Annotated in this window: 24 protein-coding genes; 16 read left to right on the top strand and 8 right to left on the bottom strand. The window is 74.7% G+C overall.

Annotated features, from left to right (window positions below; genetic code table 11):
- Positions 1–110 precede the first annotated feature (110 nt).
- From ANAEK_RS20795 to ANAEK_RS20785, 3 genes are all read right to left on the bottom strand, one after another.
- Positions 111–1,313, bottom strand: a complete 1,203-nt coding sequence (locus tag ANAEK_RS20795; RefSeq protein WP_012528098.1) for a metallophosphoesterase — start codon at positions 1,311–1,313, stop codon at positions 111–113.
- Positions 1,314–1,446: 133 nt separating this feature from the next.
- The gene (locus ANAEK_RS20790; RefSeq protein ID WP_012528097.1) at positions 1,447–1,827 is read right to left on the bottom strand and encodes a hypothetical protein; all 381 of its coding nucleotides are present in this window, start codon (positions 1,825–1,827) and stop codon (positions 1,447–1,449) included.
- Between the two features lie 56 nt (positions 1,828–1,883).
- Complete coding sequence (locus ANAEK_RS20785; protein ID WP_012528096.1) at positions 1,884–2,237, bottom strand: 4a-hydroxytetrahydrobiopterin dehydratase; 354 nt, start codon at positions 2,235–2,237, stop codon at positions 1,884–1,886.
- A gap of 87 nt (positions 2,238–2,324) precedes the next feature.
- On the opposite strand from ANAEK_RS20785, the gene ANAEK_RS20780 reads away from it, so the two are divergent.
- Positions 2,325–2,699: a DUF423 domain-containing protein gene (locus ANAEK_RS20780; RefSeq protein ID WP_012528095.1), complete on the top strand. Its 375-nt coding sequence runs from the start codon at positions 2,325–2,327 to the stop codon at positions 2,697–2,699.
- Positions 2,700–2,716: 17 nt separating this feature from the next.
- On the opposite strand, the gene ANAEK_RS20775 is transcribed toward ANAEK_RS20780, so the two are convergent.
- Positions 2,717–3,025 carry a rhodanese-like domain-containing protein gene (locus ANAEK_RS20775; RefSeq protein WP_012528094.1) on the bottom strand — a complete coding sequence of 103 codons (309 nt, stop codon included), beginning with the start codon at positions 3,023–3,025 and terminating at the stop codon, positions 2,717–2,719.
- Positions 3,026–3,086: 61 nt separating this feature from the next.
- Between ANAEK_RS20775 and ANAEK_RS20770 the strand changes: the two genes are divergently transcribed.
- From ANAEK_RS20770 to ANAEK_RS20740, 8 genes are all read left to right on the top strand, one after another.
- Positions 3,087–4,400, top strand: coding sequence for a POT family MFS transporter (locus tag ANAEK_RS20770; protein ID WP_012528093.1), 1,314 nt, complete (start codon positions 3,087–3,089; stop codon positions 4,398–4,400).
- A 42-nt stretch (positions 4,401–4,442) separates the two neighbouring features.
- On the top strand, positions 4,443–5,813 hold the full coding sequence (locus ANAEK_RS20765; protein WP_012528092.1) for a POT family MFS transporter: 1,371 nt from the start codon (positions 4,443–4,445) through the stop codon (positions 5,811–5,813).
- Between the two features lie 122 nt (positions 5,814–5,935).
- Positions 5,936–6,457, top strand: a complete 522-nt coding sequence (locus tag ANAEK_RS20760) for a DUF4442 domain-containing protein (RefSeq protein WP_012528091.1) — start codon at positions 5,936–5,938, stop codon at positions 6,455–6,457.
- 823 nt (positions 6,458–7,280) lie between these two features.
- On the top strand, positions 7,281–8,366 hold the full coding sequence (locus tag ANAEK_RS20755) for an HNH endonuclease (protein ID WP_012528090.1): 1,086 nt from the start codon (positions 7,281–7,283) through the stop codon (positions 8,364–8,366).
- A gap of 108 nt (positions 8,367–8,474) precedes the next feature.
- On the top strand, positions 8,475–9,566 hold the full coding sequence (locus ANAEK_RS20750) for an MFS transporter (RefSeq protein WP_012528089.1): 1,092 nt from the start codon (positions 8,475–8,477) through the stop codon (positions 9,564–9,566).
- Between the two features lie 29 nt (positions 9,567–9,595).
- Entirely contained in the window at positions 9,596–10,108 is a 513-nt protein-coding gene (locus ANAEK_RS20745; RefSeq protein WP_012528088.1) for a hypothetical protein, read from the top strand.
- A 45-nt stretch (positions 10,109–10,153) separates the two neighbouring features.
- Positions 10,154–10,321, top strand: coding sequence for a hypothetical protein (locus ANAEK_RS23205; RefSeq protein ID WP_012528087.1), 168 nt, complete (start codon positions 10,154–10,156; stop codon positions 10,319–10,321).
- Positions 10,322–10,336: 15 nt separating this feature from the next.
- Complete coding sequence (locus ANAEK_RS20740; protein ID WP_012528086.1) at positions 10,337–11,467, top strand: hypothetical protein; 1,131 nt, start codon at positions 10,337–10,339, stop codon at positions 11,465–11,467.
- Positions 11,468–11,600: 133 nt separating this feature from the next.
- On the opposite strand, the gene ANAEK_RS20735 is transcribed toward ANAEK_RS20740, so the two are convergent.
- Genes ANAEK_RS20735 through ANAEK_RS20720 form a run of 4 tightly spaced genes read right to left on the bottom strand, consistent with a single transcriptional unit; the run spans position 11,601 to position 15,436 of the window.
- Positions 11,601–12,143 carry a hypothetical protein gene (locus tag ANAEK_RS20735; RefSeq protein ID WP_012528085.1) on the bottom strand — a complete coding sequence of 181 codons (543 nt, stop codon included), beginning with the start codon at positions 12,141–12,143 and terminating at the stop codon, positions 11,601–11,603.
- 41 nt (positions 12,144–12,184) lie between these two features.
- Entirely contained in the window at positions 12,185–13,348 is a 1,164-nt protein-coding gene (locus ANAEK_RS20730) for a class I SAM-dependent RNA methyltransferase (protein ID WP_012528084.1), read from the bottom strand.
- An 8-nt stretch (positions 13,349–13,356) separates the two neighbouring features.
- Complete coding sequence (locus ANAEK_RS20725; RefSeq protein WP_232288300.1) at positions 13,357–14,310, bottom strand: GGDEF domain-containing protein; 954 nt, start codon at positions 14,308–14,310, stop codon at positions 13,357–13,359.
- Positions 14,311–14,362: 52 nt separating this feature from the next.
- Positions 14,363–15,436: an OmpA family protein gene (locus ANAEK_RS20720; RefSeq protein ID WP_012528082.1), complete on the bottom strand. Its 1,074-nt coding sequence runs from the start codon at positions 15,434–15,436 to the stop codon at positions 14,363–14,365.
- Between the two features lie 91 nt (positions 15,437–15,527).
- Between ANAEK_RS20720 and ANAEK_RS20715 the strand changes: the two genes are divergently transcribed.
- The 7 genes from ANAEK_RS20715 to pstB all read left to right on the top strand — a co-directional run bounded on the left by ANAEK_RS20715 (position 15,528) and on the right by pstB (position 22,414).
- A complete protein-coding gene (locus tag ANAEK_RS20715) occupies positions 15,528–16,220 on the top strand; it encodes a response regulator (protein WP_012528081.1) in 693 nt (230 codons plus the stop codon).
- A 7-nt stretch (positions 16,221–16,227) separates the two neighbouring features.
- Complete coding sequence (locus ANAEK_RS20710; protein WP_012528080.1) at positions 16,228–17,358, top strand: cell wall metabolism sensor histidine kinase WalK; 1,131 nt, start codon at positions 16,228–16,230, stop codon at positions 17,356–17,358.
- 185 nt (positions 17,359–17,543) lie between these two features.
- Entirely contained in the window at positions 17,544–18,728 is a 1,185-nt protein-coding gene (locus tag ANAEK_RS20705; protein ID WP_012528079.1) for a porin, read from the top strand.
- Between the two features lie 104 nt (positions 18,729–18,832).
- Positions 18,833–19,651: a phosphate ABC transporter substrate-binding protein gene (locus tag ANAEK_RS20700; RefSeq protein WP_012528078.1), complete on the top strand. Its 819-nt coding sequence runs from the start codon at positions 18,833–18,835 to the stop codon at positions 19,649–19,651.
- A gap of 51 nt (positions 19,652–19,702) precedes the next feature.
- Positions 19,703–20,713, top strand: coding sequence for a phosphate ABC transporter permease subunit PstC (gene pstC, locus ANAEK_RS20695; RefSeq protein WP_012528077.1), 1,011 nt, complete (start codon positions 19,703–19,705; stop codon positions 20,711–20,713).
- Positions 20,710–21,624, top strand: a complete 915-nt coding sequence (pstA, locus tag ANAEK_RS20690) for a phosphate ABC transporter permease PstA (protein ID WP_012528076.1) — start codon at positions 20,710–20,712, stop codon at positions 21,622–21,624. The genes pstC and pstA overlap by 4 nt, the downstream gene beginning before the upstream one ends.
- A gap of 46 nt (positions 21,625–21,670) precedes the next feature.
- A complete protein-coding gene (gene pstB / locus ANAEK_RS20685; protein WP_198137482.1) occupies positions 21,671–22,414 on the top strand; it encodes a phosphate ABC transporter ATP-binding protein PstB in 744 nt (247 codons plus the stop codon).
- Positions 22,415–22,436: the final 22 nt, after the last annotated feature.

The raw sequence follows: 22,436 nt of genomic DNA, 5'->3' as shown, positions 1-22,436 counted from the left end.
CGGTGCTTACCGCGCGGGCAGGGCCCAAGCGGGCCACGCCGGCGTTCGGGACGCATGGTGAACACGCTCGGGCCCCCGGGCGAGCGCTCGCCGGTGCCGTCCCGATCAGGTCAGGTCAGGACGATCTTGGCGATCTCCGGCGGCGAGCCGAGCCGCATGGGCGGCCCCCAGTACCCGGTGCCGCGCGACACGAAGATCTGCCCGCGGGCGCTCGCATCTTCGTGCGGGTACAGGCCCTTCACGTACGGATACGCGGCCCGGACCAGCAGGTTGAACGGGAAGATCTGCCCGCCGTGGGTGTGCCCGGAGAGCTGCAGCTCCACGCCGGCGCGCACCGCCTCGCCGATGGCGCGCGGCTGGTGCGCGAGGAGCACCAGGCTGCGCTCCGGATCCCGCCCGTCCAGCGCGCGCGGCAGGTTCATGCCGTGGCCGTTCCCGAACTGGCCCGCGCTCCAGTCGTCCACGCCGGCGAGGTCGATCGACGCGCCGGCGTCGCCCACGGTCACGCGCTCGTTCCGCAGCACGCGGATGCCGAGCCGCCCCAGCTCCGCCACCCAGGCGTCCACGCCGGAGTAGTACTCGTGGTTGCCGGTGACGAAGAACACGCCGTGCCGCGCCTGCAGCCGCGACAGCTCGCCGACCGCGTGGCCCAGCTCGCGCACGCTGCCGTCCACGAGGTCGCCGGTGATGGCGATGACGTCGGGGCGGAGCGCGTTCGTCTGCTCCACCACCCGGCGCACCTCGCGCTCGCGGATGGCCGGGCCGACGTGCAGGTCGGAGATCTGCGCGATGGTCAGGCCGGACAGCGCCGGCGGCAGCCGGTCCAGCCGGACCGCGACCTCGTGGATCTCGGCCGGCCCGGTGGCGCTCCGGAACGCGAGCGCGGCCGAGCCGCCCGCCGCGACCACCGCACTGCCCGCCACCGCGCGCGCCACGAACAGCCGCCGGCCCGGGTCCGCGGGCGGATCGGGGACCTGGCGCAGCCAGTCGCCCACGAACAGCGCGAGCTGGGCGGAGAGGCGGGCGAGGTCGATGGCGGCCACCGCGCAGAACAGGATGAACGCGAGGCCGAGCCAGGTGAACGCGGCGACGGGCAGCCAGCGCGCCGCCCAGCCGGACGCGAGCCGCACCGAGAACATGCCCACCGGGATGGCGACGGCGAGCAGCGCCAGGAGCACGGTGCCGATCCGACGCCAGGGCTCCGGCAGCGACGGGTCGCGCACCAGGCGCAGCCACAGGTAGGCGTGCATGCCGCCGAGGATGGACAGCACGACGGCGAGGAAGACGGCGAAGGAGAGGGCGGAGCGCGACACCTCACTGGTCTAACCGCGAACCGGCGCGGGGTCCACGGCGTCGAGACGGGGCCGCCCGCCGGCGCGGGGGCGCACGGCGGGCGGCGGGGTGCTCCGGGGTGAGCGGGCGGTCAGGGCGCGTGGATCGCGGGCCTCAACGCCAGGCGTAGCCCTCGAGCGCGTCCCAGCGGCGGTCGAGCTCGCCGCGCTCGTGCGCGTACCAGCGCTCGAACTTGCGCGCCTTCCCCGGGGGCGGGTAGCCGTTCCAGCGCGCGTAGAAGCGGTCGCGGGCGGCGTCGAGCCGCGCGTACTCGGCGCGGAGCGCGGCGCGCTCGCGGGCGCGCCAGCCGTCGTGCGGCCGCGGGCCGCGATCGTCCCAGCGATCGTCGCGCCAGCCGGCCGGCGCGGGCAGCGGCGCCGGCGCCGGGTAGGCCCCCACCGGCGCGTCGTGATCGCACGGCTTCGCGTGCGCGGCGGCGGGGACGGCGGCGACGAGGGCGGCGGCGAGGGCGAGCTTCCTGGCGACGTTCGTCATGGTTCCTCCGGTGCGGTTTCCCTCCACCGGAGTGACGGCGCGCCCGCGGCGCCTATTCAGCGCCGCGCGGCGGCGGCCTCGCGCAGCCGGTCCAGCTTCGCGGCCAGGATGAAGTCGTTGTCGGAGAGCCCGCCCACCGCGTGCGTCCACAGCGTCACGTCCACGGTGGAGTAGTGCACGCAGAAGTCCGGGTGGTGGCCCTCGGCCTCCGCGAGGTCGGCCATCGCGTTCACGAACTTCATGGCCGCGACGAAGTCGGCGAAGCGAAGGTGCTTGTGCAGCCGCGTCTTCCCCTCCTGCGCGTCCCACCCGTCGAGCGCGCCCACCCCGGCGTCCACCGCGTCCGGCGCGAGCGCCGGGATGCCGCCCTCGCACGGCACGCACTTCCTCTTCGCGAAGTCCAGGTCCATGGCCGAGCGTGTGCGGGCCGCGCCGCGCCGCCGCAAGGCCAAGGCGGGACGCCCGCCCGGCCGGGCGATCGGCGATACTCCGCCGCCATGGACAGGCTCTTCCTCGCGCTCGGCGCGATCTCGGCGGCGGTGGCGGTGGCGGCGGGCGCGTTCGGCGCGCACGCGCTGAAGGCGCGGCTGGCGCCGGATCTGCTGGCCGTCTTCCAGACCGGCGCGCAGTACCAGATGTACCACGCGCTCGCCCTGCTGGCCGCGGGCTGGGCGTACGCGCGGACGCCCGGCGGCGCGGCCGCGTTCGCGGGCTGGGCGTTCCTCGCGGGGACGGTGCTGTTCTCGGGCAGCCTCTACGCGCTCGCGCTGAGCGGCGTGCGCGCGCTCGGGGCCGTCACGCCGTTCGGCGGCGTCGCGTTCATCGCCGGCTGGATCGCGCTGGCGGTGTCCGCGCTGCGCGGCGGGCGCTGAGCGCCGCTCACGGCGGCTCAGGGCGCGATGGGGCGGCCCTCGGCGGCCCAGCCGACCACGCCGCCGTCCACGCTGAACACCTCGCTCAGCCCGGCGCTGCGGGCGATGGCGCACGCGGTCTGGCTGCGCATGCCGTGGCCGCACACGAAGATGACGCGGTCGCGCGTCAGGTGGTCGGCGGGGGCGCGGGCGAGCGCGCCGAGCGGGACGTGGCGCGCGCCGGGGATGTGTCCGCCGGCCCACTCGTGCGGCTCGCGCACGTCCACCAGGTCGTAGCCGCCCTGCGCGATGCGCTGCGCGGCCTCCTCGGTCGAGATCCGGATCATCGGCGCGCCTTTGTAACCGGGGCCCCCGCGCCGCGCAGCGTCTCGCGCGCGGCCCCCCGGCATGGCACAGTGCCCCCGCATGCCCGAGACCGCGAAGTCCCGCTTCCCGCCGTCCATCAAGTTCCTCGCCTGGAACGAGGCCGCCGAGCGGTTCTCGTACTACGGGATGGCGTCCATCCTGGTGCTGCACATGGTGCGGAACCTGGGGTTCGCCGAGAACGAGGCGGTCACCGCCTACCAGGTGTTCACCGGCGCGGTGTACCTCATGCCCATCTTCGGCGCGCTGCTCGCCGACCGGTACTGGGGCCGGTACAACACGATCCTGTGGCTGTCGCTCGGGTACGTGGCCGGGCACGCGGTGCTGGCGGTGTGGGAGAGCGCCTGGGGGCTGCTGGTCGGCCTGTCGCTCATCTCCATCGGCGCGGGCGGCCTGAAGCCCTGCGCCTCCGCCTTCGCGGGCGACCAGATCCCCGCGGACGACAAGGGGCTGCTCGCGAGGCTGTACGACCTCTACTACTGGATGATCAACCTCGGCTCGACCGTCTCGACCATCGTCATCCCGCTCCTGCTCGACCACGTGAGCCCGCGGGTGGCGTTCGGCGTCCCGGGCGTCGCCATGGCGGTGGCGCTGGTGGTGTTCTGGCTGGGGCGCGGCCGCTACGTGCACGTGCCGCCGGCGCGCGTCGCCCCGCCCGCGGAGGACGGCGGCCCCGGCCGCGGCTCGGCGGCCGGCGCGGTCCTGCGCATCCTGGCGGTGTTCGCGCCGGTGATCGTGTTCTGGGCGCTCTTCTTCCAGTACGGGTCCTCGTGGACGCTGCAGGCCGAGCGGATGGACCGGCACGTGCTCGGCTTCCAGATCGCGGCCGGCAACGTGCAGACGCTCGACGCGGGCATGGTGCTCACGTTCATCCCGGTGTTCGCCGTCTGGGTGTTCCCGGCCCTGGAGCGCCGCGGCGTGAAGGTGACGGCGCTGCGCAAGATGACCGTGGGGATGTTCGTGACGGTGCTGTCGTTCGTGGCGGCGGGCGCGGTGGAGTCCGCGCTGCAGGGCGGCGCGGCGCTGCACGTGGCCTGGCAGATCCCGCAGTACGTGTTCCTGGTGATCGGCGAGGTGCTGGTCTCGGTCACCGCGCTCGAGTTCGCGTTCTCGCAGGCGCCCAAGCACCTGCGCAGCGTGGTGATGGGGCTCTGGTACGTGACCATCTCGGCCGGCTCGCTGCTCACCGCGCTCGTCGCCTGGCTGAACCGCTTCCAGGGCGTCGCCTACTACGCGTTCTTCGCGGCGATGATGCTCGCGGCCGCGTTCGTGTTCGCGGCGGTGGCCCGCTGGTACCGGCCGGTGGAGGCGGCGCCCTCGGCGGAGGCCGCGGCGTAGCGGTTGCCCGGCCCCGGGGCTCCCGTGGCAGACTCGCGCGCCATGTCCGCGTCCGCGCCCGAGCGCTACCCGCCGCAGGTCAAGTACATCGTCGGCAACGAGGCCTGCGAGCGCTTCTCGTTCTACGGGACGAGCTCGATCCTCACCGTCTACATGCTGCAGCACCTGCTGTACGAGGCGCAGGACGCGAAGGCCTACTACCACTACTTCGTGATGGCGACCTACCTCACGCCGCTGGTGGGCGGGTGGATCGCCGACCGGTACCTGGGGCGCTACCGGACCATCCTCTGGATCTCGCTGTTCTACGTGCTCGGCCACGGCGTGCTCGCCGCCTGGGAGACGCGCACCGGCTTCTTCGTGGGGCTCGCGCTCATCGCGGCGGGCGCCGGCGGGATCAAGCCGTGCGTGTCGGCGTTCGTGGGCGATCAGTTCCGGCCCGAGCAGCACGGGCTGCTGCAGCGCGTGTACGGCTGGTTCTACTGGTCGATCAACCTCGGCTCGGCGAGCGCGAAGCTCCTCATCCCGCTCCTGCTCCTCACGGTCGGCCCCTCGCTGGCGTTCGCGCTGCCCGGCGTGCTCATGGCGATCGCGCTGGTGGTGTTCTGGCTCGGCCGCAAGCACTACGCGTTCGCGCCGCCCTCCGGCCCGAACCCGCACGGCCTGTTCCGCGTGGTGGGCTACGCGCTCTCGCGCCTCGGCACCGGCAAGCCGGGTCAGCACTGGCTGGACGTCGCGCGCGAGCGCCACCCGCAGGAGGCGGTGGACGGCGCGCGGGCGGTGTTCCGCATCATGGGCGTGTACGCGGCGGTGACGCTGTTCTGGGCGCTCTACGATCAGAAGGGCTCGAGCTGGGTGCTCCAGGCGAAGGACATGGACCTGCACCTCGGCACCCTCACGCTCTCGCCGGCGCAGCTCCAGGCGCTGAACCCGTTCATGGTGATGGCGCTCATCCCGCTCTTCAACTGGGTGATCTTCCCGGCGCTGGAGCGGCGCGGGATCGCCCGCACGCCGCTCTCGCGCATGACCGGCGGCATGTTCCTCACCGTGCTCTCGTTCGCGGCGGCGGCGGTGGTGCAGACGCTCATCGACGCCGGCCACGCGCCGCACGCGCTCTGGCAGCTCCCGCAGTACCTGCTGCTCACCACCGGTGAGGTGCTGGTGTCGGTCACCGGCCTCGAGTTCAGCTACACGCAGGCGCCGCGCTCCATGCGCAGCACCATCATGTCGCTCTGGTTCCTCACCATCGCGCTCGGGAACCTGCTCACCGCGCTCGTCACCGAGCTCGTGCCGCTCACCGGCGCCGCGTACTTCTGGGCGTTCGCCGCGCTCATGCTCGCCGCCGCGTTCGCGTTCCAGGCCATCGCGCGGCGCTACCGCCCGGTGGCGCTGCCGCAGGCCGCGGCGGCCGAGTAGGCGCCGGCGCGGGCGCGTCGCCCGGGAGCCTGGCCCCCGCAGGGGCGGCGCGGCGGGTCGGCTGCGCCCCCTATGATTCACGCGCTGCGTCATGGCGCGCCGAGCGCGCGGGGAGCCCGAGCATGTTGCTGAAGGAGACCGCGCTGGTCCGCCTGCTGTCGCTGAAGATCCCGGTGCTGCTGTTCCTCGGGCCGCGGGTGATGGAGCTCGACGAGCAGGGCTGCGCGGTGAAGATCCCGCTGCGCTGGCAGTCGCGGAACCACCTCGGCTCGATGTACTTCGGCGCGCTCTGCGCCGGCGCCGACATCGCCGGCGGGCTGGTCGCCGCGCGGCTCATCTACTCGAAGCACAGGGGCGTGAACCTGATCTTCGCCGACCTGAAGGCCGACTTCCTGAAGCGTGCCGACGGCGACGTGGTGTTCCGGTCGCGCGACGGCCTCCGGGTGGCGGAGGCGGTGCGCGAGGCGGATCGGACCGGCGAGCGGGTCACCTTGCCGGTCGAGGTGGTGGCGACGGTGCCGGACAAGTACGGCGACGAGCCGGTGGCGCGGTTCACGCTGGGGCTGTCGATGAAGCGGCGGGGGGCGCCGCCGAAGGCGGAGCCGGTCGCCGCCGAGGGAAAGGTGAAGGCGGCGCGAGGGTAGGGGGGCGTGCTCGCGCGAGGTGATGGGCGCTCGGGGTGAGGGGGTCGGGCCGGGCTTCGAAGGTGCGGCGGCGGTGGGGCGCGGCTCTGAAGTCCGCTCGTGGTGAGCTTGTCGAACCACGAGCGGGGCTCGGGCTTCGAGGGTGCGAGGGCGGTCGGGGGCGGGGGTGGGCTTCGAGGGCGCGAGGGCGGTCGGGGGCGGGTCCGGGTGGCCGGAACCGGGGCCGCGGGGATCGGCTTGCGAGAGGCCCGAGGGTGGGGCGCGGGGCGCGGGGGGGGGCGGGCGTGCTCGGGCGAAGCGCGTGCGCGCGGCGGCGTGGATGGCGCGGACGGCGGAGCTGGCGCGGACGCGGGTGGCGCCGCGGCGGCGCGGACGGCGCGGCGGCGCAGAGGGTGCGGACGGACGGCGCAGGGGGCGCGGGGGCGCGGACGGCGGCGCTGGCGGGGATGGCGCGGCGGCGCAGAGGGTGCGGACGGACGACGCGGCGCGGCGGCGCTTGCGCGGCGCTGGCGTGGCGCTGGTGCGGTGATGCGGGGGCGCGGCGGCGCTTGCGTGGCGCTGGCGCGGGGATGCGGGGGCGCGGACGCGGCGCGGCATTGTGACAGCACCCATTTGTCTTGGAGTGAACGCTTGACGGGGTTCGCGCGCAGCGCGGCGGGCGCGAACGGAATCGCACGCGCGCAGGGCTTCCACGCGCACACGCTGCCGTGCAGAGACGCGCGCGCGTGAGGTGAGGGGGCGCGGAGGCCCGGTCGCGGTCGTGCGTCCTGGGGCATTCTCGTGCGTTTCACGGAGGGCGGAAATCGCGTGCGATGCTTCGTGCATGGACATCGCGCTCGAGTTCACGGACCGTCTTCGCACCCTCCTTCGCGCCGAGCGCCAGGCCATGGCGGAGTTCCTGGTCGCGCTGGCGGAGTTCGACAAGCGCGGCCTGTGGCGCGAGCGCGGGCACACTTCGCTCTTCTCGTTCCTGCATCGGGAGCTGAAGCTCTCGGCCGGCTCTGCGCAGCTCCGCAAGACGGCGGCGGAGCTCATCCAGCGGTACCCCGCCGTCGAGGGCGCGCTCCGGGACGGGAAGCTGTGCCTGTCCTCCGTGTGCGAGCTGGCGAAGGTGGTGACCACCGACAACTGCCCGGACATCCTGCCCCGCTTCTTCGGGCTGTCGAGCCGGGACGCGGCGGCCGTGGTCGCCGCCATCCGGCCGGTCGAGAACCCGCCGCGCCGCGACGTCGTCGTGCCGGTCCGGATTGCGGTGCCTGCAGCGATTCCGGCGCCGGCGTCAGGCGATGCAGCGCCGACTGCACCCGCGCGGGTCGATCTATTTCATGCGCATGAAATGGGATCCGCCTCAGCCGCCACCAAGACCGGCGTTCCCGTCCCGCAGCCCGCCTGCGCCGCAGTGCCGGTCGCGAAGCCGAGGTCCGTCGACTGGCTCGACGGCGATCAGGCGCGGATGCATCTCACCGTCTCGAAGGCGTTCCTGAAGAAGCTCGACGCGGCCCGCGATGCGCTCTCCCACGCGATGCCCGGGGCGTCCCGCGAGAACGTCCTCGAGGCGGCGCTGGATGAGCTGCTTGCGCAGCGCGCCCGGCGGAAGGGGCTCACGGCCAGGCCGCAGAAGACGGTCCGTCCCTCCACGCGGCCGGACCACATCCCGGCCCACGTCCGCCGCGAGGTCTGGGAGCGGGACGGCGGGCGGTGCACCTTCCTCCTGCCGTCCGGCGAGCCCTGCGGCTCCACGTGCCGGCTCGAGCTCGATCACGTCGTACCGCTCGCGCGCGGCGGGCCCTCGACGGCGGACAACCTCCGGATCCGTTGCCGGGGCCACAACCTCGAGGAGGCGCGGCGGGTCCTCGGCGACGCGCTCGTGGACGCGTACGCGGGGAGACCGTGTGCCGGCGTGCCTTGAGGCGGGTTCGCCGCCCGCGCGGTATCGTGCCTCCCGTGCGACGGGAGACGGCGGCGCTCTACGCGGGGACGGTCGCGGTCTACGCGGACATGTACGTCACGCAGCCGGGTGCTGCCGGTCATCTCGCGCGAGTTCGGGGTGGGTCCGGCGCGGGCGGGCCTGACGGTCTCGGCGGTCGTGCTCGCGGTGGCGGCGGCCTCCAGCTTCTACGGGCCGCTGGCGGACGCGCTGGGGCGGCGGCGCGTCATGGCAGGCGCCACCGCGCTGCTCGCGCTCGCCACGCTGGCCTGTGCCTTCGCGCCCTCCTTCTCCGTGCTCCTCGTGCTCCGGGCCATGCAGGGGGTGCTGGTGCCGGGCGTCACGGCGGTCTCGGTGGCCTACGCGGGCGATCGCTTCCGGAACGCGGACCTGCCGGCGGTGGTGGGCGGGATCATCGCGGCCTCGGTGGTGGGCGGGCTGGCGGGCCGCGTGCTCTCCGGGGCCATCACGGCGAACGCGGGCTGGCGCGCGGCGTTCGTCGCGTTCGCGATCGTGACGCTCGCGGCGGCGCTCGCGCTCGCGCGCGGGCTGGCGCCGGCGACGGGTGCGCCGGTGATCGGCTGGGCCTCGGCGACGCGCGGCATGCTGGGCCACCTGCGCGATCCGCGGCTCCTCGGCGCCTACCTGGTGGGCGCCTCGCTGTTCTTCGGCTGGATCGGGATCTTCACCTACCTCCCGTACCACCTGGCCGGCGCGCCCTGGCACCTCACCACGGGTCAGATCTCGGCGGTCTACCTGGTGTACGCGGCGGGCGTGGTCGCCTCGCCCATCGCGGGGCGGCTCGCGGGGCGCATCCCGCCGCGGCGGCTCATCGGGATCGGCCTGGTGGTCGAGGCGCTGGGGATGCTGGCCGCGCTGGCGGGCTCGCTCCCGCTCGCGATCGCGGGGCTGCTGGTGCTGGTGCTCGGCACCTTCACGGCGCAGGCGGTGGCGCCGGGGTTCGTGAACGTGACGGCGCGCACGGCCAAGGGCGGCGCGAGCGCGCTGTACCTCACGTTCTATTACGTGGGCGGGACGCTGGGCTCGGCGGTGCCGGGCCTGGCGCTGCACGCGGCGGGGTGGCCGGGCGTGGTCGCGACCTGCGTGGCGGGGGTGGGGGTGGGGTTCGTCGCGAACTGGCTGCTGTGCGGAAGACCCCCGCGCGGGCGCGCGCCGGTGTAGCCTCGCCCCCTTCGACGACGGGAGGACGGATGGAGCCGAAGGCGTTCGGGACGGTGCTCGCGCTGCTGGTGGATCCGGCCGGCAAGCCGGTGCGCGGCGGCGCGGTGAAGGGGCAGCTCCACGTGCTGCCGGGCGAGCTAATGATCCTGCGGCCCCGGCGCTGGGAGGACCTCGTCCACCGCATCGCGAACATCCTCATGATCGGCTCGCTCCTCGCCGTCATCGTCAACGTCTTCACCTGGCGGAGCATGGCGGTGGTGTGGGGCGCGGTCATCGCGCAGGGCGCCTACTGGCTCGCGCTGCCGTTCCGCCGCCGGCTGCTGGAGCCGGTGCCGCTCACCGCCGCCGGCCTGGACGCGGCGCGCCGCGACGGGCGGGTGGCGATCCGGGTGGAGGCGTCGAAGATCCAGGAGGCCCGGCCGCCCGAGCCGCCGAAGAAGGGCTTCCGCCAGCCGGCCCGCCTCGTGCTGCCGGAGGGCGCGCTGGAGATGTACCTGTCGGAGTCCACGTTCGAGGAGGTCCGGGCCGCCCTCGGGCGGTGAAGCGACGCTGGACCGCCGGCGGGATCGCGTTATACCTGCGGTCGCATGCGCACCGCCCTGCTCGCCGCCCTCGCCGCCGCCTCGCTCTCGGCCGCCGTCCCGGCCGCCGCCGCCGCGCCGAAGGGCGTCATCGAAGACGACTACCCCCGCGCGCTCGCCGAGGCGAAGGCCCGGAACGTCCCGATGCTGGTGGACGTCTGGGCCCCCTGGTGACCCACCTGCCGCTTCATGCGGGCCTACGTCCTCCCGGACGCGCGGCTCCGGAAGCTCGCCGGGCGGTTCGTCCGGCTCGACATCGACACCGAGAAGCCCGGCAACGCGCCGTTCGTGGAGCAGTTCCCGATCGACGTGTGGCCCACGCTGATGATCATCGACCCGGCCACCGAGGGCGTGGTGCTCCGCTGGGCCGGCACGGCCACGGCCGCGCAGATCGAGAAGCTCGCGCTGGACGGTGAGCGCGCGCTCCGCAAGGCCCGCGCGTCCGAGGCGGACGCGGCGCTGGCCCGCGCGGATCGGCTGGCCGGCGAGCGCCGCCACGCCGACGCGGCCGCCGCCTACCAGGAGGCGCTCGCGGCGGGCGGTCCGCGCTGGCCGGGCCGCGCCCGCGCCGCCGAGGCGCGGGTCCAGGCGCTCGGCCTCGCCGGCGATCCGGCGGCCTGCGCCGGGGCCGCCCGCGAGGCGCTCCCGGCCGTCCCGTCCGGCCCGGGCCGGGCCCGGGTGGCGGCGCAGGGGCTGTCCTGCGCGCTCGACCTGGAGGACGAGGCCGCCCGGCGGGCGGCGCTCGCCGCGCTGGAGCCGGTCGCGCGCCGCGCGCTCGACGCGAAGGACGTGCTCGCCGACGACCGCTCCTGGCTCTACGACGGCCTGGCCGCCGCCCGCGACGCGGCCGGCGACGCGGCCGGGGCGAAGGCGCTGGCGCGCCGGTGGCTCGCGTTCCTCGAGCGCGAGGCCGCCCGCGCGCCGACGCCGCTCGCGCGCTCCGCGTTCGACGGCCAGCGGCTCTCGGCCGCGGTCCGCCTGGGCGAGCCGGCCCGGGCGCTCCCGGCGCTGCTCGCCTCGGAGCGCGACCTGCCCGGCGAGTACGTGCCGCCCACCAACCTGGCCGTGCTCTACCTCAAGCTCGACAGGCCCGCCGACGCGCTCGCCGCCGCCGGCCGCGCGCTGGAGCGCGCCCAGGGCCCGCGGCGCATCCGCGTGCTGGTGCTGAAGGCGGAGGCGGAGCAGACGCTCGGGGAGGACGACGCCGCGCGCGCCACCCTGCAGCGCGCGATCGCCGAGGGGCAGGCGCTGCCGGAGGGGCTCCGGCCCCACGGCCAGCTCGCCCGCGCCCGCAGCCGCCTGGCGGCGCTCCAGCACTGAACCCTTCGACTCCCCGCTCATCCCGAGCGCCCTTCGACTCCGGCGGGCCTGCGGCCCGCCTACGCTCAGGGTGAGCGGAACTTTCGCTCATCCCGAGCGTAGCGCGGCCGTGAGGCCGCGCGGAGTCGAGGGATCAGCCGCACGGATACAGCGACTCGGTGAGCCACCAGCGCCTGCCCTGCTTCTCGAAGCAGAACGGCGGGGCCGGGTTCACCAGGTCGCGCGCGCGGAACTCGAGGCAGGGCCGGCCCACCGGGCCGGCGCGCGGGTCGCGGCGGAAGCTGACCATCACCGCGACCTCCTTCGCCCGCACCAGGAGCGCGCGCAGGCTCGCGGGCGCGCCGCCGCCGGCGCCCTCGGGCGCGCCGAACAGCGTCTGGTGCAGCCAGCGCGACGGCTCGCGCAGGTCGCGCTCCACCCGCGCGCGCGGCACCACCTGGCCGGCGCAGCGCAGCCCCTCGGCCGGCACGCGCGCCAGGACCGCGCCCACGTCGCCGGCCTCGATCTCGCGCTGGAGCGCGCCACCGATCCGGAGCAGCTCCTGCGCGATCGCCTCGCGCCGGGCGTCGAGCGTGCCCTGCCGCGGGGGTGCCACCGGCACCGGTGGCGCACCGCCCGGGCCGCCGCCGGCGGCGAGCGCCAGCGCGAGCGCGAGGAGCGGGGCGGGGGCGGCCACGCGGGAACGTTAGGCGCGGGGTCCGGCGCTCCGCAAGGAGGTCACGGGAGCTCGTACTTCAGCAGGTGGGCCTCGAGGGGCCCGTTCCAGAGCCGGTGATCCACCGCGGGCCGGATCGGGATGGCCCGCTCGAGGAGCGGATTGCCGGAGAGCAGCACCGCGGTCCAGCCGTGGTGGCGCACCAGCATCTCGGCCAGGCCGCGGTAGAAGCCCTGCAGCTTCTTGCCCGCGACGCGTGCCTCGGCCGCGCTCGCGCCCTCGCCGCCGCCGCCCAGCCGCTCGCCGTAGGGCGGGTTCGTCACGATGGCGCCCACGTCGGCGGACGGCTGGAGGTCGCGCGCGTCGGCCTGCGAGATCTCGAGGTCGGCCTCCACGCCCGCCGCGGCGGCGTTCAGGCGGAGCGCCTGGATCGCCTTCGGGTGCCCGTCGCGCGCCACGATCGGCGCCGGCGCCCGCGGCAGGATCTCGGCGCGCGCCGCCGCCTTCATGCGGTCCCAGGCCGACTGCGGGCCGCCGCGGTACCCCGGCCAGCGCTGGAAGCCGAACGCGCGGTCCAGGCCGGGCGCGATGCGCCGGGCGCGCAGCGCGTGCTCGATGGCGAGCGTGCCGGAGCCGGCCATCGGGTCGGCGAAGGGGAGCGCCGGGTCGACGCCGCCGAGCAGCAGCACCGCCGCGGCCAGCGTCTCCTTGAGCGGCGCCTCGGTGGTCACCGCGCGGTAGCCGCGCCGGTGCAGCGGCGCGCCGGCCAGGTCGAGCGACAGCGTGGCCTCGTCGCGGGCGAGGTGCAGCACGATCCGCACGTCCGGGTCCTTCGGGTCCACGTCCGGGCGCGCGCCCAGCCGCTCGCGCAGCACGTCCACCGCCGCGTCCTTCACCTTGAGCGCCGCGAAGCCCGAGTGCGTGATGGTGGTCGAGGAGACGGTCGCCTCCACCGCCAGCGTGGTCCGCACGTCGAGCCAGTCCTGCCACGCGACCGCGCGCGCGCCCTCGTACAGCGCCGCCGCGTCCGGGGCCGGGAAGCGCGCCAGCTCCAGCAGGACGCGCATGGCGGTCCGCGCGTGCAGGCAGGCCCGCATGCCGGCCTCCAGCGCCCCCTCGAACGAGACGCCGCCGCGGTCGCCGCGGACGGCGGGGAGGCGGAGGCCGGACAGCTCGCGCCGCAGGGCACCCTCGGTGCCCTTGGCGCAGGTGGCGAAGAAGCGCATGCCCCTGTCTACCGCGGATCGGTCCCGTCCGCGGCCACCGGCGCGATCCCCCCGAACACGTCCAGGCGGATCGAGCCCTTGGCGTGCCGCTTGGCGCCGTACATGAGCTCGTCGGCGCGGGCCATCAGGTCGTCCACGTCGTCCGGCGGGGACAGGAACACCGCGGCGCCCACCGAGAAGCCCACCTTCCAGCCACCGTGCCGCGTGACCGCGGTCTGCAGCGTCGCCAGCAGGCGTCCGAGCAGCGCGTCGGCCATGGCCGCGTCGGTCTCGGGCAGCAGCAGGCCGAACTCGTCGCCGCCGAGGCGCGCCACCGCGTCCACGGCGCGCGTGCCGCCCCGCAGCGTCTGCGCAACCGTGACGAGCAGCGCGTCGCCCTCGGCGTGGCCGAGCCGGTCGTTCACGAGCTTGAAGTCGTCGCAGTCCACGTACGCCACCGTGAGCGGCCGGCCGTGGCGGCGGGCGCGCTCCAGCTCGAGCTGCGCCGCCTCGATGAACGCGCGCCGGTTCGCGATCTGCGTGAGCGCGTCGGTGCGGGCGAGCAGCTCCTGCCCCTCCAGGCGGCCCTTCAGCGCGCCGAGCACGAGCACCAGCGCGGTCGCGGTGCCGAGCAGCATGAAGCCGTTCCACACCTGGGTCCCGATGGCCAGGTCCTGCGCGGCGTGCTGCAGGCGCCACAGCACGTCGGCGCCGGTGGAGACCGCCGCGCTCGCCACCGCCAGCGCCGTGCCCCAGCGCAGCGAGACGAACCAGGTCCCGAAGCCGATGGGCACCAGGTAGAAGAGGATGAGCGAGACGTCGCTGCGGGTGAGCGAGTCCACCGCGCCCACCGAGAGGATGGTGGCGAACGCGCCCAGCAGCCACGCGAGCGGCGTGGACGCGAACGCGGAGCGCACCGCCGCATCCTGCGGCGGCGCGAGCGCCATCACCGCTGGCGTCCGGCCCGGCTGACTGGCTTCCACGCGTCCGATGCTACCTCCCCCGCAGCCAAGGGACGACCGGCTGCGCCCGCCGTCACGGCTCGGCGTGCCCCACGATCTCGAGACGCCGGTTCGCGGTACGTCCACGAACGGTGAAGTTGGGGAGGAGCGGGCGCTCCCCGCCGTATCCGACCCCGGAGAGGCGCCGCTCGGCCACGCCCAGCTCGCGCAGGCGCCCGATGGCCGCATCGGCCATGGCCTGCGAGAGGCGCTGGTCGGCCTGCGCGTCGGGCGTGGCGTCCACGAACGCCTCGACCCGGACCGCCACACCCGGCGCGGCCGCGAGCGCGAGCACGAGGTCGGCCAGGCCGCCGTCGCGCTGGAGCTCCGCGGTCCGTCCGGCGAAGGCGGCGTCCTCGAGCACGAAGCGCTCGCCTGCGGCAAGTCGCCGCGCCCAGTCCGCCTGCCGCGGCGTGCGCGTGCCCGCCGGCTCCGCCGCGGGCGCGGACGCCGCCGGCATCGCCGGGGCGGCGACCGGCACCACCACCGCGGCCGGCGCCGGCGCGGGCTGGCGGCGCACCTCCGCCATCGCGACGCCGCGCAGCGCGCCGAGGCGGGCCGGGTCGAAGCAGCGGCGCCCCGAGGCGTCCCCGAGGCGCGCCAGCGCCGGGCGCGTCGCGGCGAGGGCGCGCCGGATGGCGTCCTCGGGCGCCTCGCCGGCGCCGGGGCGGACCGGGACCGTCTCGGCCACCAGCAGCTCGCGGCGGCCGGCGGCGACCACGCGCAGCGACACGAGCAGGGCGGGCGCGGCCGCGTCGCGCGAGCGGCCCTCCACCGCGCCGTAGACCGCCGCGTCCGCGCCGGTCAGCTCGGCGAGCTCGAGCGCGAGCGAGGGGGAGACGCCCTCCGGCAGCTCGAGCGGCGTCTCGCGGAACAGCGCGCGCAGGTCGTCGTCGGCGAGCGCGGCGGTCCGGGCGGGGTCGAGCGCGGCCCGCACCGCGGCGGTGGCCGCCTCGCCGGCGTGCGGCGCGTCGCTGGCGTTCTCGAACGGCGCCACGAGCAGGCAGCGGCTCGGCCCGGCGTCCGCGGCGTCCAGCGCGGACGGGGGCCGCGCGCCGGCGGCGCAGGCGAGGGCGGGCAGGAGCAGGGCTGCGGCGGCCGGGCGCATCCCGCCATCCTACCCCCGCCGGCGTCGACTTCACCTTTCCGTGGCACGGCCGCCACGCGCCCGTCACCCGGCCCTGCGTTAAGGTGTGGGCGTGACGTCCGTTCTCCTGGTGGACGACGAGCGAGACCTGCTCTCGCTCCTCGACTTCAACCTGCGCGCGTCGGGGTTCGAGACGCTGCTCGCCACCACCGGCGAGCAGGCGCTCTCGCACCTCCGCCGCCGCGTGCCGGACCTCGTCCTGCTCGACGTCATGCTGCCCGACGTCTCGGGGACCGAGGTGTGCCGGCAGATCAAGTCCGACCCCCGCACCCGGCACGTCCCGGTGGTGATGCTCACCGCCAAGGGCGACGAGGTGGACCGGGTGGTCGGCTTCGAGCTGGGCGCCGACGACTACGTGACGAAGCCGTTCAGCGTGCGCGAGCTGGTGCTCCGGCTGAAGGCGGTGCTCCGCCGCGCCGGCGCGCGCCCGTCGGAGCGCCCGCCCGAGTCGGTCGGGCCCATCCGCGTGGACGTGGAGTCCCACCGCGCCTACGTGGACGGCGCGGAGGTGGTGCTCACGCCGCTCGAGTTCAAGCTGCTCACCACGCTCATGTCGCGGCTGGGCCGCGTGCAGTCGCGCGAGCAGCTCCTCGAGGACGTGTGGGAGATGTCCGCCGAGGTCGAGACGCGCACGGTGGACACGCACGTGAAGCGGCTCCGTGAGAAGTTGGGTTCGGGACGGGACCTGCTGGAGACGGTGCGGGGGATCGGCTATCGCCTCGTGGATCCGAGCGAGAAGCGCTGAGGGCGGCGTGCTGTCGAGATCGCCCCTGGCGGCCGCGATCCGCGCGCTGCGGGCGGAGCTGTCGGGCGGGCCGCCCGCCGACCTGGGCCGCGACGTGCGCGAGCTGGAGGAGCTGCTCGCCGAGCGCGAGCGCCGGCGGTTCTCCGCGCTGCGCGTGCCGGCCGAGCAGGAGCTGCTCGCCGCGCTGCCCGACGCCGCCGCGCTCATCTCGCGGGACGGCTGGGTGCGCGCCTCGAACGCCGCCTTCGACACGCTGGCCGCGAGCGGGCGCGCCGCCGGCCTGACGCCGCTCGAGATCACCCGCAGCGCGGAGCTGTCGGAGGCCGTGAAGCGCGCGCTGGAGGGCACCGCGCGCCGGCTGGAGCTGCCCATCCAGCGCCGCACCTACCTCGCCGCGCTCTCGCCGCTGCTGCGCGGCGAGGTGCTGGTGCTGCTCCGCGACGTCACCGACGCCCGGCGGGCCGAGGCCACCCGCCGCGACTTCGTCGCGAACGCCAGCCACGAGCTGCGCACGCCCATCGCCGCGATCCGGGCGGCGGCGGAGACGCTGCTCTCCGGCGCGGTGGAGGACCCCGCCGCGGCGCGCGCGTTCGTGGAGATCGTGGCGCGCCACGCCGAGCGGCTCTCGCGGCTCACCCAGGACCTGCTCGACCTCTCGCGCATCGAGTCGCGCCAGTGGACGTTCGAGCTGGCGCCGGTGGAGCTGGGGGCGCTGGCGCGGCAGGTGCTGGAGCTGTTCGCCTCCGCCGCGCGCCCGAAGGGGCTCGCGCTCCGCGCCGAGGTCCCGGCCGGCGCCGTCGTCCGCGCCGACGGGCGCGCGCTCGAGCAGGTGCTCGTGAACCTGGTGGACAACGCCGTGAAGTACACCGCCGCCGGCTCGGTGACCGTGTCGGCGGCGCGCGACGGCGACGCCTGGGTGGTCTCGGTGTCCGACACCGGCCCCGGCATCGAGCGCCACCACCTGCCGCGGCTGTTCGAGCGCTTCTACCGGGTGGACTCCGGCCGCTCGCGCGATCAGGGCGGCACCGGCCTCGGCCTCGCCATCGTGAAGCACCTGGTCCAGGGCATGGGCGGCGAGGTCGGCGTCGAGAGCGGCGCCGGCGGCACCCGGCTCTGGGCCCGCCTGCCGGCCGCGTGACCGCCGCGGCGCCTCCGGCGCGCCCTCGTCACCCGCCGCTCGCGCGTCCGTCACGCATCGTTCACCGAGCGTGACCGCTTCACGCAAGCGTCACCCCGGCGCCGTGGGCGCGCCACGCCGGGTTCCTACAAAGCCCCCGAACCGAGCATCCGCTCGTCGTCCAACACGACAGGGGCAAGGAACCCATGAACCGTATCGTCGCCGCCATCCTCGCCGTCGGGCTCGCGCCCGTGGCGCTGGCGCAGGAGGCCGCCGCGCCGGCGTCCTCCGCGCCCGCGGAGTCCTCCGAGGTCGACACCGCCGCGCTCAAGGGCCAGGTGGACGCCCTGGCCGAGCAGCTCGCCGAGATGAAGACCGACGTCTCCGGCCTGAAGAAGCTCAAGTTCTCCGGCTACGTCCAGCCGCGCTTCGGCTGGCTCGAGGCCGCGCAGTACGAGAAGGGCGCGCCGCAGCGCGACGGCTTCTACATCCGCCGCGGCCGCTTCAAGGCCGTCTACGACACCGACCTCGCGCAGTACGTGGTCCAGCTCGACGCCACGCCCTCCGGCGTGGGGCTGAAGGAGGCGTACGCCTCGTTCAAGCTGCCCTTCCTGAAGGGCTTCGCGGTGGACGCCGGCCTTCAGCTCATGCCGTTCGGCTACGACGTGGGCGTCCGCTCCTCCTCCGACCTCGACCTGCTCGAGCGCGCCATGTTCGCAGGCCACTTCCTGAAGGGCGAGTACGACCTCGGCGTCGCGCTCCGCGGCGCGTACGGGCCGGTGAGCTTCAAGGTGGGCGTCTTCAACGGCAACGGCGTGGACGGCGCGGCCGGCAAGGACAACGACCAGCGCAAGGACGTGATCGGCCGCCTCGGCGTGGACCTGGGCATGATCACCGGCGGCGTGTCCGGCTGGTACGGCAAGACCATCGACTACACCTCGGCCACCAACGCCACCTACGATCGCGTGCGCCTCGGCGCGGACCTGCAGCTCTACCTCGACCTGCTCCCGGTCGGCGGCACCGCGCTCAAGGGCGAGTACGTGTGGGGCAAGACCGCCATCGGCACGGGCGCGGGCGGCGCCGGCGACAGCCTGGGGCTCATCGGCTACGGCTGGGACGTCATCCTCACCCAGAACGTCGGGCCCTGGAACCAGGTGGCCGTCCGCTACGACACGTTCAACCCGAACGTGAAGCTCGACCGCAACCTCGCGGCGAACCAGGGGAAGGTCTTCGTCACCGACGAGGTCTCGGCGGCGCTGCACACCATCCTCAGCAGCAACCTGAAGCTGTCGGTCGCCTACTACCACCCGATGAACCGGGAGAAGGGCGACACCGCGCCGTCCGACCCGAAGAAGGACAGCTTCATCGCGCAGCTCCAGGCGAAGTTCTAGGCGTCCGGCGGCCCGGTGACGGGTTCACGCGGTCGTCACGCGACCGTCACCGGGCCTCCCTCGTCGAGATCTAGATTGCAGCCAACCGACAAGGAGAGAACTCCATGAAGCGCATGCTGCTCACCCTCGCCGCCCTCGCCGCGGCGGTCCCGGCCCTCGCCTCCGCCGCCGTGACGGTGAAGGGGTCCGACACGATGGTGATCCTCGCCCAGCGCTGGGCCGAGGACTACATGAACAAGAACCCCGGCAAGAAGGTGCAGGTCACCGGCGGCGGCTCCGGCACCGGCATCGCCGCGCTCATCAACGGCACCACCGACATCGCGAACGCCTCGCGCTCGATGAAGTCCGACGAGAAGGGCAAGGTCCGCGAGCGCTACAGCGTGCTCCCCACCGAGATCCCGGTCGCGCAGGACGGCGTGGCGCTGTACGTGAACGCGTCGAACCCGGTCGCGCAGCTCACCATCGACCAGCTGCACCAGATCTACGTGGGCGACGTCACCAACTGGAAGCAGGTGGGCGGCCCCGACCAGCGCATCGTCCTCTACTCCCGCGAGAACTCCTCGGGCACGTACGTGTTCTTCAAGGAGCACGTGCTGAAGGGCGACGACTACGCCCCGGCCGCGCAGACGCTCCCCGGCACCGCCGCGGTGGTGAACGCGGTCGCGAAGGAGAAGGGCGGCATCGGGTACGGTGGCGCCGCGTACGCCAAGGGGGTGAAGGAGGTCAAGGTGGTGGGCGCCGACGGCCAGGCGTACGCGCCCAGCGCCGAGAACGTGAAGAGCGGGAAGTACCCGCTGGCCCGCCCGCTGTTCATGTACACGCGCGCGAAGCCGGCCGGCGAGGTGAAGGCGTTCATCGACTACTGCCTCTCGCCCGAGGGCCAGCAGCTCGTCACCAAGGTCGGCTACTTCCCGATCAAGTAGGGACGTCGTCACCGTCCCGTCACACGGCCGCCACGTCCGCGCAATCGAGCCATGGCTGAATCCGCGTCCGTGCCGGCCATCGCACCGCTCCGGAGGGGGGAGGACCGCCCTCTCCCCTCCATCCGGCGGCGGCAGCTCCGCGAGGCGGCGATCCGGGGGATCATCACCCTGATCGCGCTCACGGGGATCGCCGCCGTCGTCCTCATCTTCGTGTTCGTGGCGCGCGAGGCGCTGCCGCTGCTCACCGACCCCGAGGTCCGGGGCGAGGCGAGCTTCGGCAAGATGTTCCTCCCGCAGGTGCTCCGCCCGAACCGGCCGCCCGGCTACATGTGGCAGCCGGTGAGCGGCGTGCCGAAGTACTCGATGATCCCGCTGTTCGTCGGCACGCTGAAGGTGACGGCGGTGTCCATGCTGGTCTCGGTCCCGGTCGGCATCGCGGCGGCGCTCTACGCCTCGGAGTTCGCGCCGCGCCGCCTGCGCGAGGTGCTGAAGCCGGTCATCGAGCTGCTCGCCGGCATCCCCTCGGTCGTGCTCGGCTTCTTCGCCCTGATGGTGATGGCGACCTGGCTGCAGTCCGCGTTCGGCTTCACGTTCCGGCTGAACGCGGTGGTGGCCGGGCTCGGGCTGGCGCTGACGGTCATCCCGGTCATCTTCACGGTGAGCGAGGACGCGCTCCAGGCGGTGCCCCGCGCCTACCGCGAGGCCTCGCTCGCGCTCGGCGCCACGCGCTGGGAGACGGCGTTCCGGGTGATCCTGCCCGCGGCCGCCCCGGGGGTCCTCGCCGGCGTGGTCCTCGGCTTCGGGCGGTCCATCGGCGAGACCATGATCGTGCTGATGGCCTCCGGCAACGCGGCCATCACCTCCTGGAGCCTGGGCGACTCGGTGCGGACGCTCCCCGCCACCATCGCCGCGGAGATGGGCGAGGTGGTGTTCGGGGGCGCGCACTACTCGGTGCTGTTCTTCATCGGCGTCGAGCTGTTCCTGTTCACCTTCGTGCTGAACGCGCTCGCCGCCGCCTTCGTGAAGCGCCTGGTGCGCCGCATGTCCGGGGGGGCGGCGTGACCGTCCGCCGCCGCAAGGCCGTCGGGGGCGCGCTGGCGCTGCTCACCGGGGCCGCCGCCTTCCTGGTGGTGGCCATGCTGGGCGTCATCCTGTGGGACGTCGTCCGCGGCGGCGCCGCGCGCGTCAGCTGGGAGTTCCTCACCGCCGCCCCGGAGGAGGGGATGACCGGCGGCGGCATCTTCCCGGCGATCTACGGCACCGCCGTCATGACGCTGCTCATGACCGTCGCGGTGCTCCCGGTGGGCGTCGCGACCGCCATCTACCTGCACGAGTACGCGCCGCCCCGATCGCGCCTGGCCGGCGCGGTGCGCGTGGCGGTGACGAACCTGGCCGGCGTCCCGTCCATCGTGTTCGGCCTGTTCGGCCTGGGCTTCTTCATCCAGTTCGTGGGCCGCGGCCTGGACCGCGCGCTGTCCGAGCCGGGCACGCTCCACTACGGACAGCCCGCGCTGATCTGGGCCTCGCTCACGCTCGCGGTGCTCACGCTGCCGGTGGTGATCGTGTCCACCGAGGAGGCGCTGCGCGCCGTGCCCCGCGAGCTGCGCGACGCCAGCCTCGCGCTCGGCGCCACCGAGTCGCAGACGCTCGCGCGCGTGGTGCTGCCCGGCGCGCTGCCCGGCATCCTCACCGGCGCCATTCTGGCGGTGGCGCGCGGCGCGGGCGAGGTGGCGCCCATCCTGTTCACCGGCGTCGCCTACTTCCTGCCCGACCTGCCCGGCTCGCCCTTCTCGCAGTTCATGCACCTCGGCTACCACGTGTACGTGCTCGCGACGCAGTCGCCCGACGTGGAGGCCACCCGGCCGCTGCTGTACGCGACCGTGCTCGTCCTGCTGGCCCTCACCTTCGCGCTCAACCTGGTCGCGATCGCCATCCGCACCCGCACCCGCCGCCGCGCCGCGGCCGGTCACTGACATGAGCCTGCCCGCCCCCGCCCCCGCCGCCGCCCCGGTCCCCAAGATGGAGGCCCGCCACCTCTCCGTCCGCTATGGCGAGAAGCCGGCCGTGAAGGACATCTCGCTCGCGCTGCCGGACCGGCAGGTGACCGCGCTCATCGGCCCGTCCGGCTGCGGGAAGTCCACCTTCCTGCGCGCGCTGAACCGCATGAACGACCTCATCCCCGGCGCGCGCGCCGACGGCGAGATCCTGCTCGACGGGGAGAGCGTGTTCGACCGGCACATCGACGCGGTCGAGCTGCGCCGCCGCGTGGGCATGGTGTTCCAGAAGTCGAACCCATTCCCGAAGTCGATCTTCGAGAACGTCGCCTACGGGCTGCGGGTCGGGGGCATGAAGGACCGCGCCGCCCTCGCCGAGCGGGTGGAGCGCTCGCTGGTGAACGCGGCGCTGTGGGACGAGGTCAAGGACCGGCTGGGCGAGAGCGCGCTCGGCCTCTCGGGCGGGCAGCAGCAGCGCCTCTGCATCGCCCGGGCGCTGGCGGTCGAGCCGGAGGTGCTGCTGATGGACGAGCCCGCCAGCGCGCTCGACCCCATCGCGACCGCCAAGATCGAGGACCTCATCCACCAGCTGAAGGCCCGCTACACCATCGCGATCGTCACGCACAACATGCAGCAGGCGGCCCGCGTCTCCGACCAGACCGCGTTCTTCTACATGGGCGATCTCGTCGAGGTGGGGCCGACCGAGCAGATCTTCACCAACCCCCGCGAGCAGCGCACCGAGGATTACGTCACCGGGAAGTTCGGGTAGGCGGATCGGGTAAGCTCCGGGA

Origin of the sequence: Anaeromyxobacter sp. K, assembly GCF_000020805.1 — a bacterium.
Lineage (GTDB): Bacteria > Myxococcota > Myxococcia > Myxococcales > Anaeromyxobacteraceae > Anaeromyxobacter > Anaeromyxobacter dehalogenans.
Note: the sequence above shows the minus strand (reverse complement) of the source record. Positions and strands in the feature narration are given on the sequence as shown.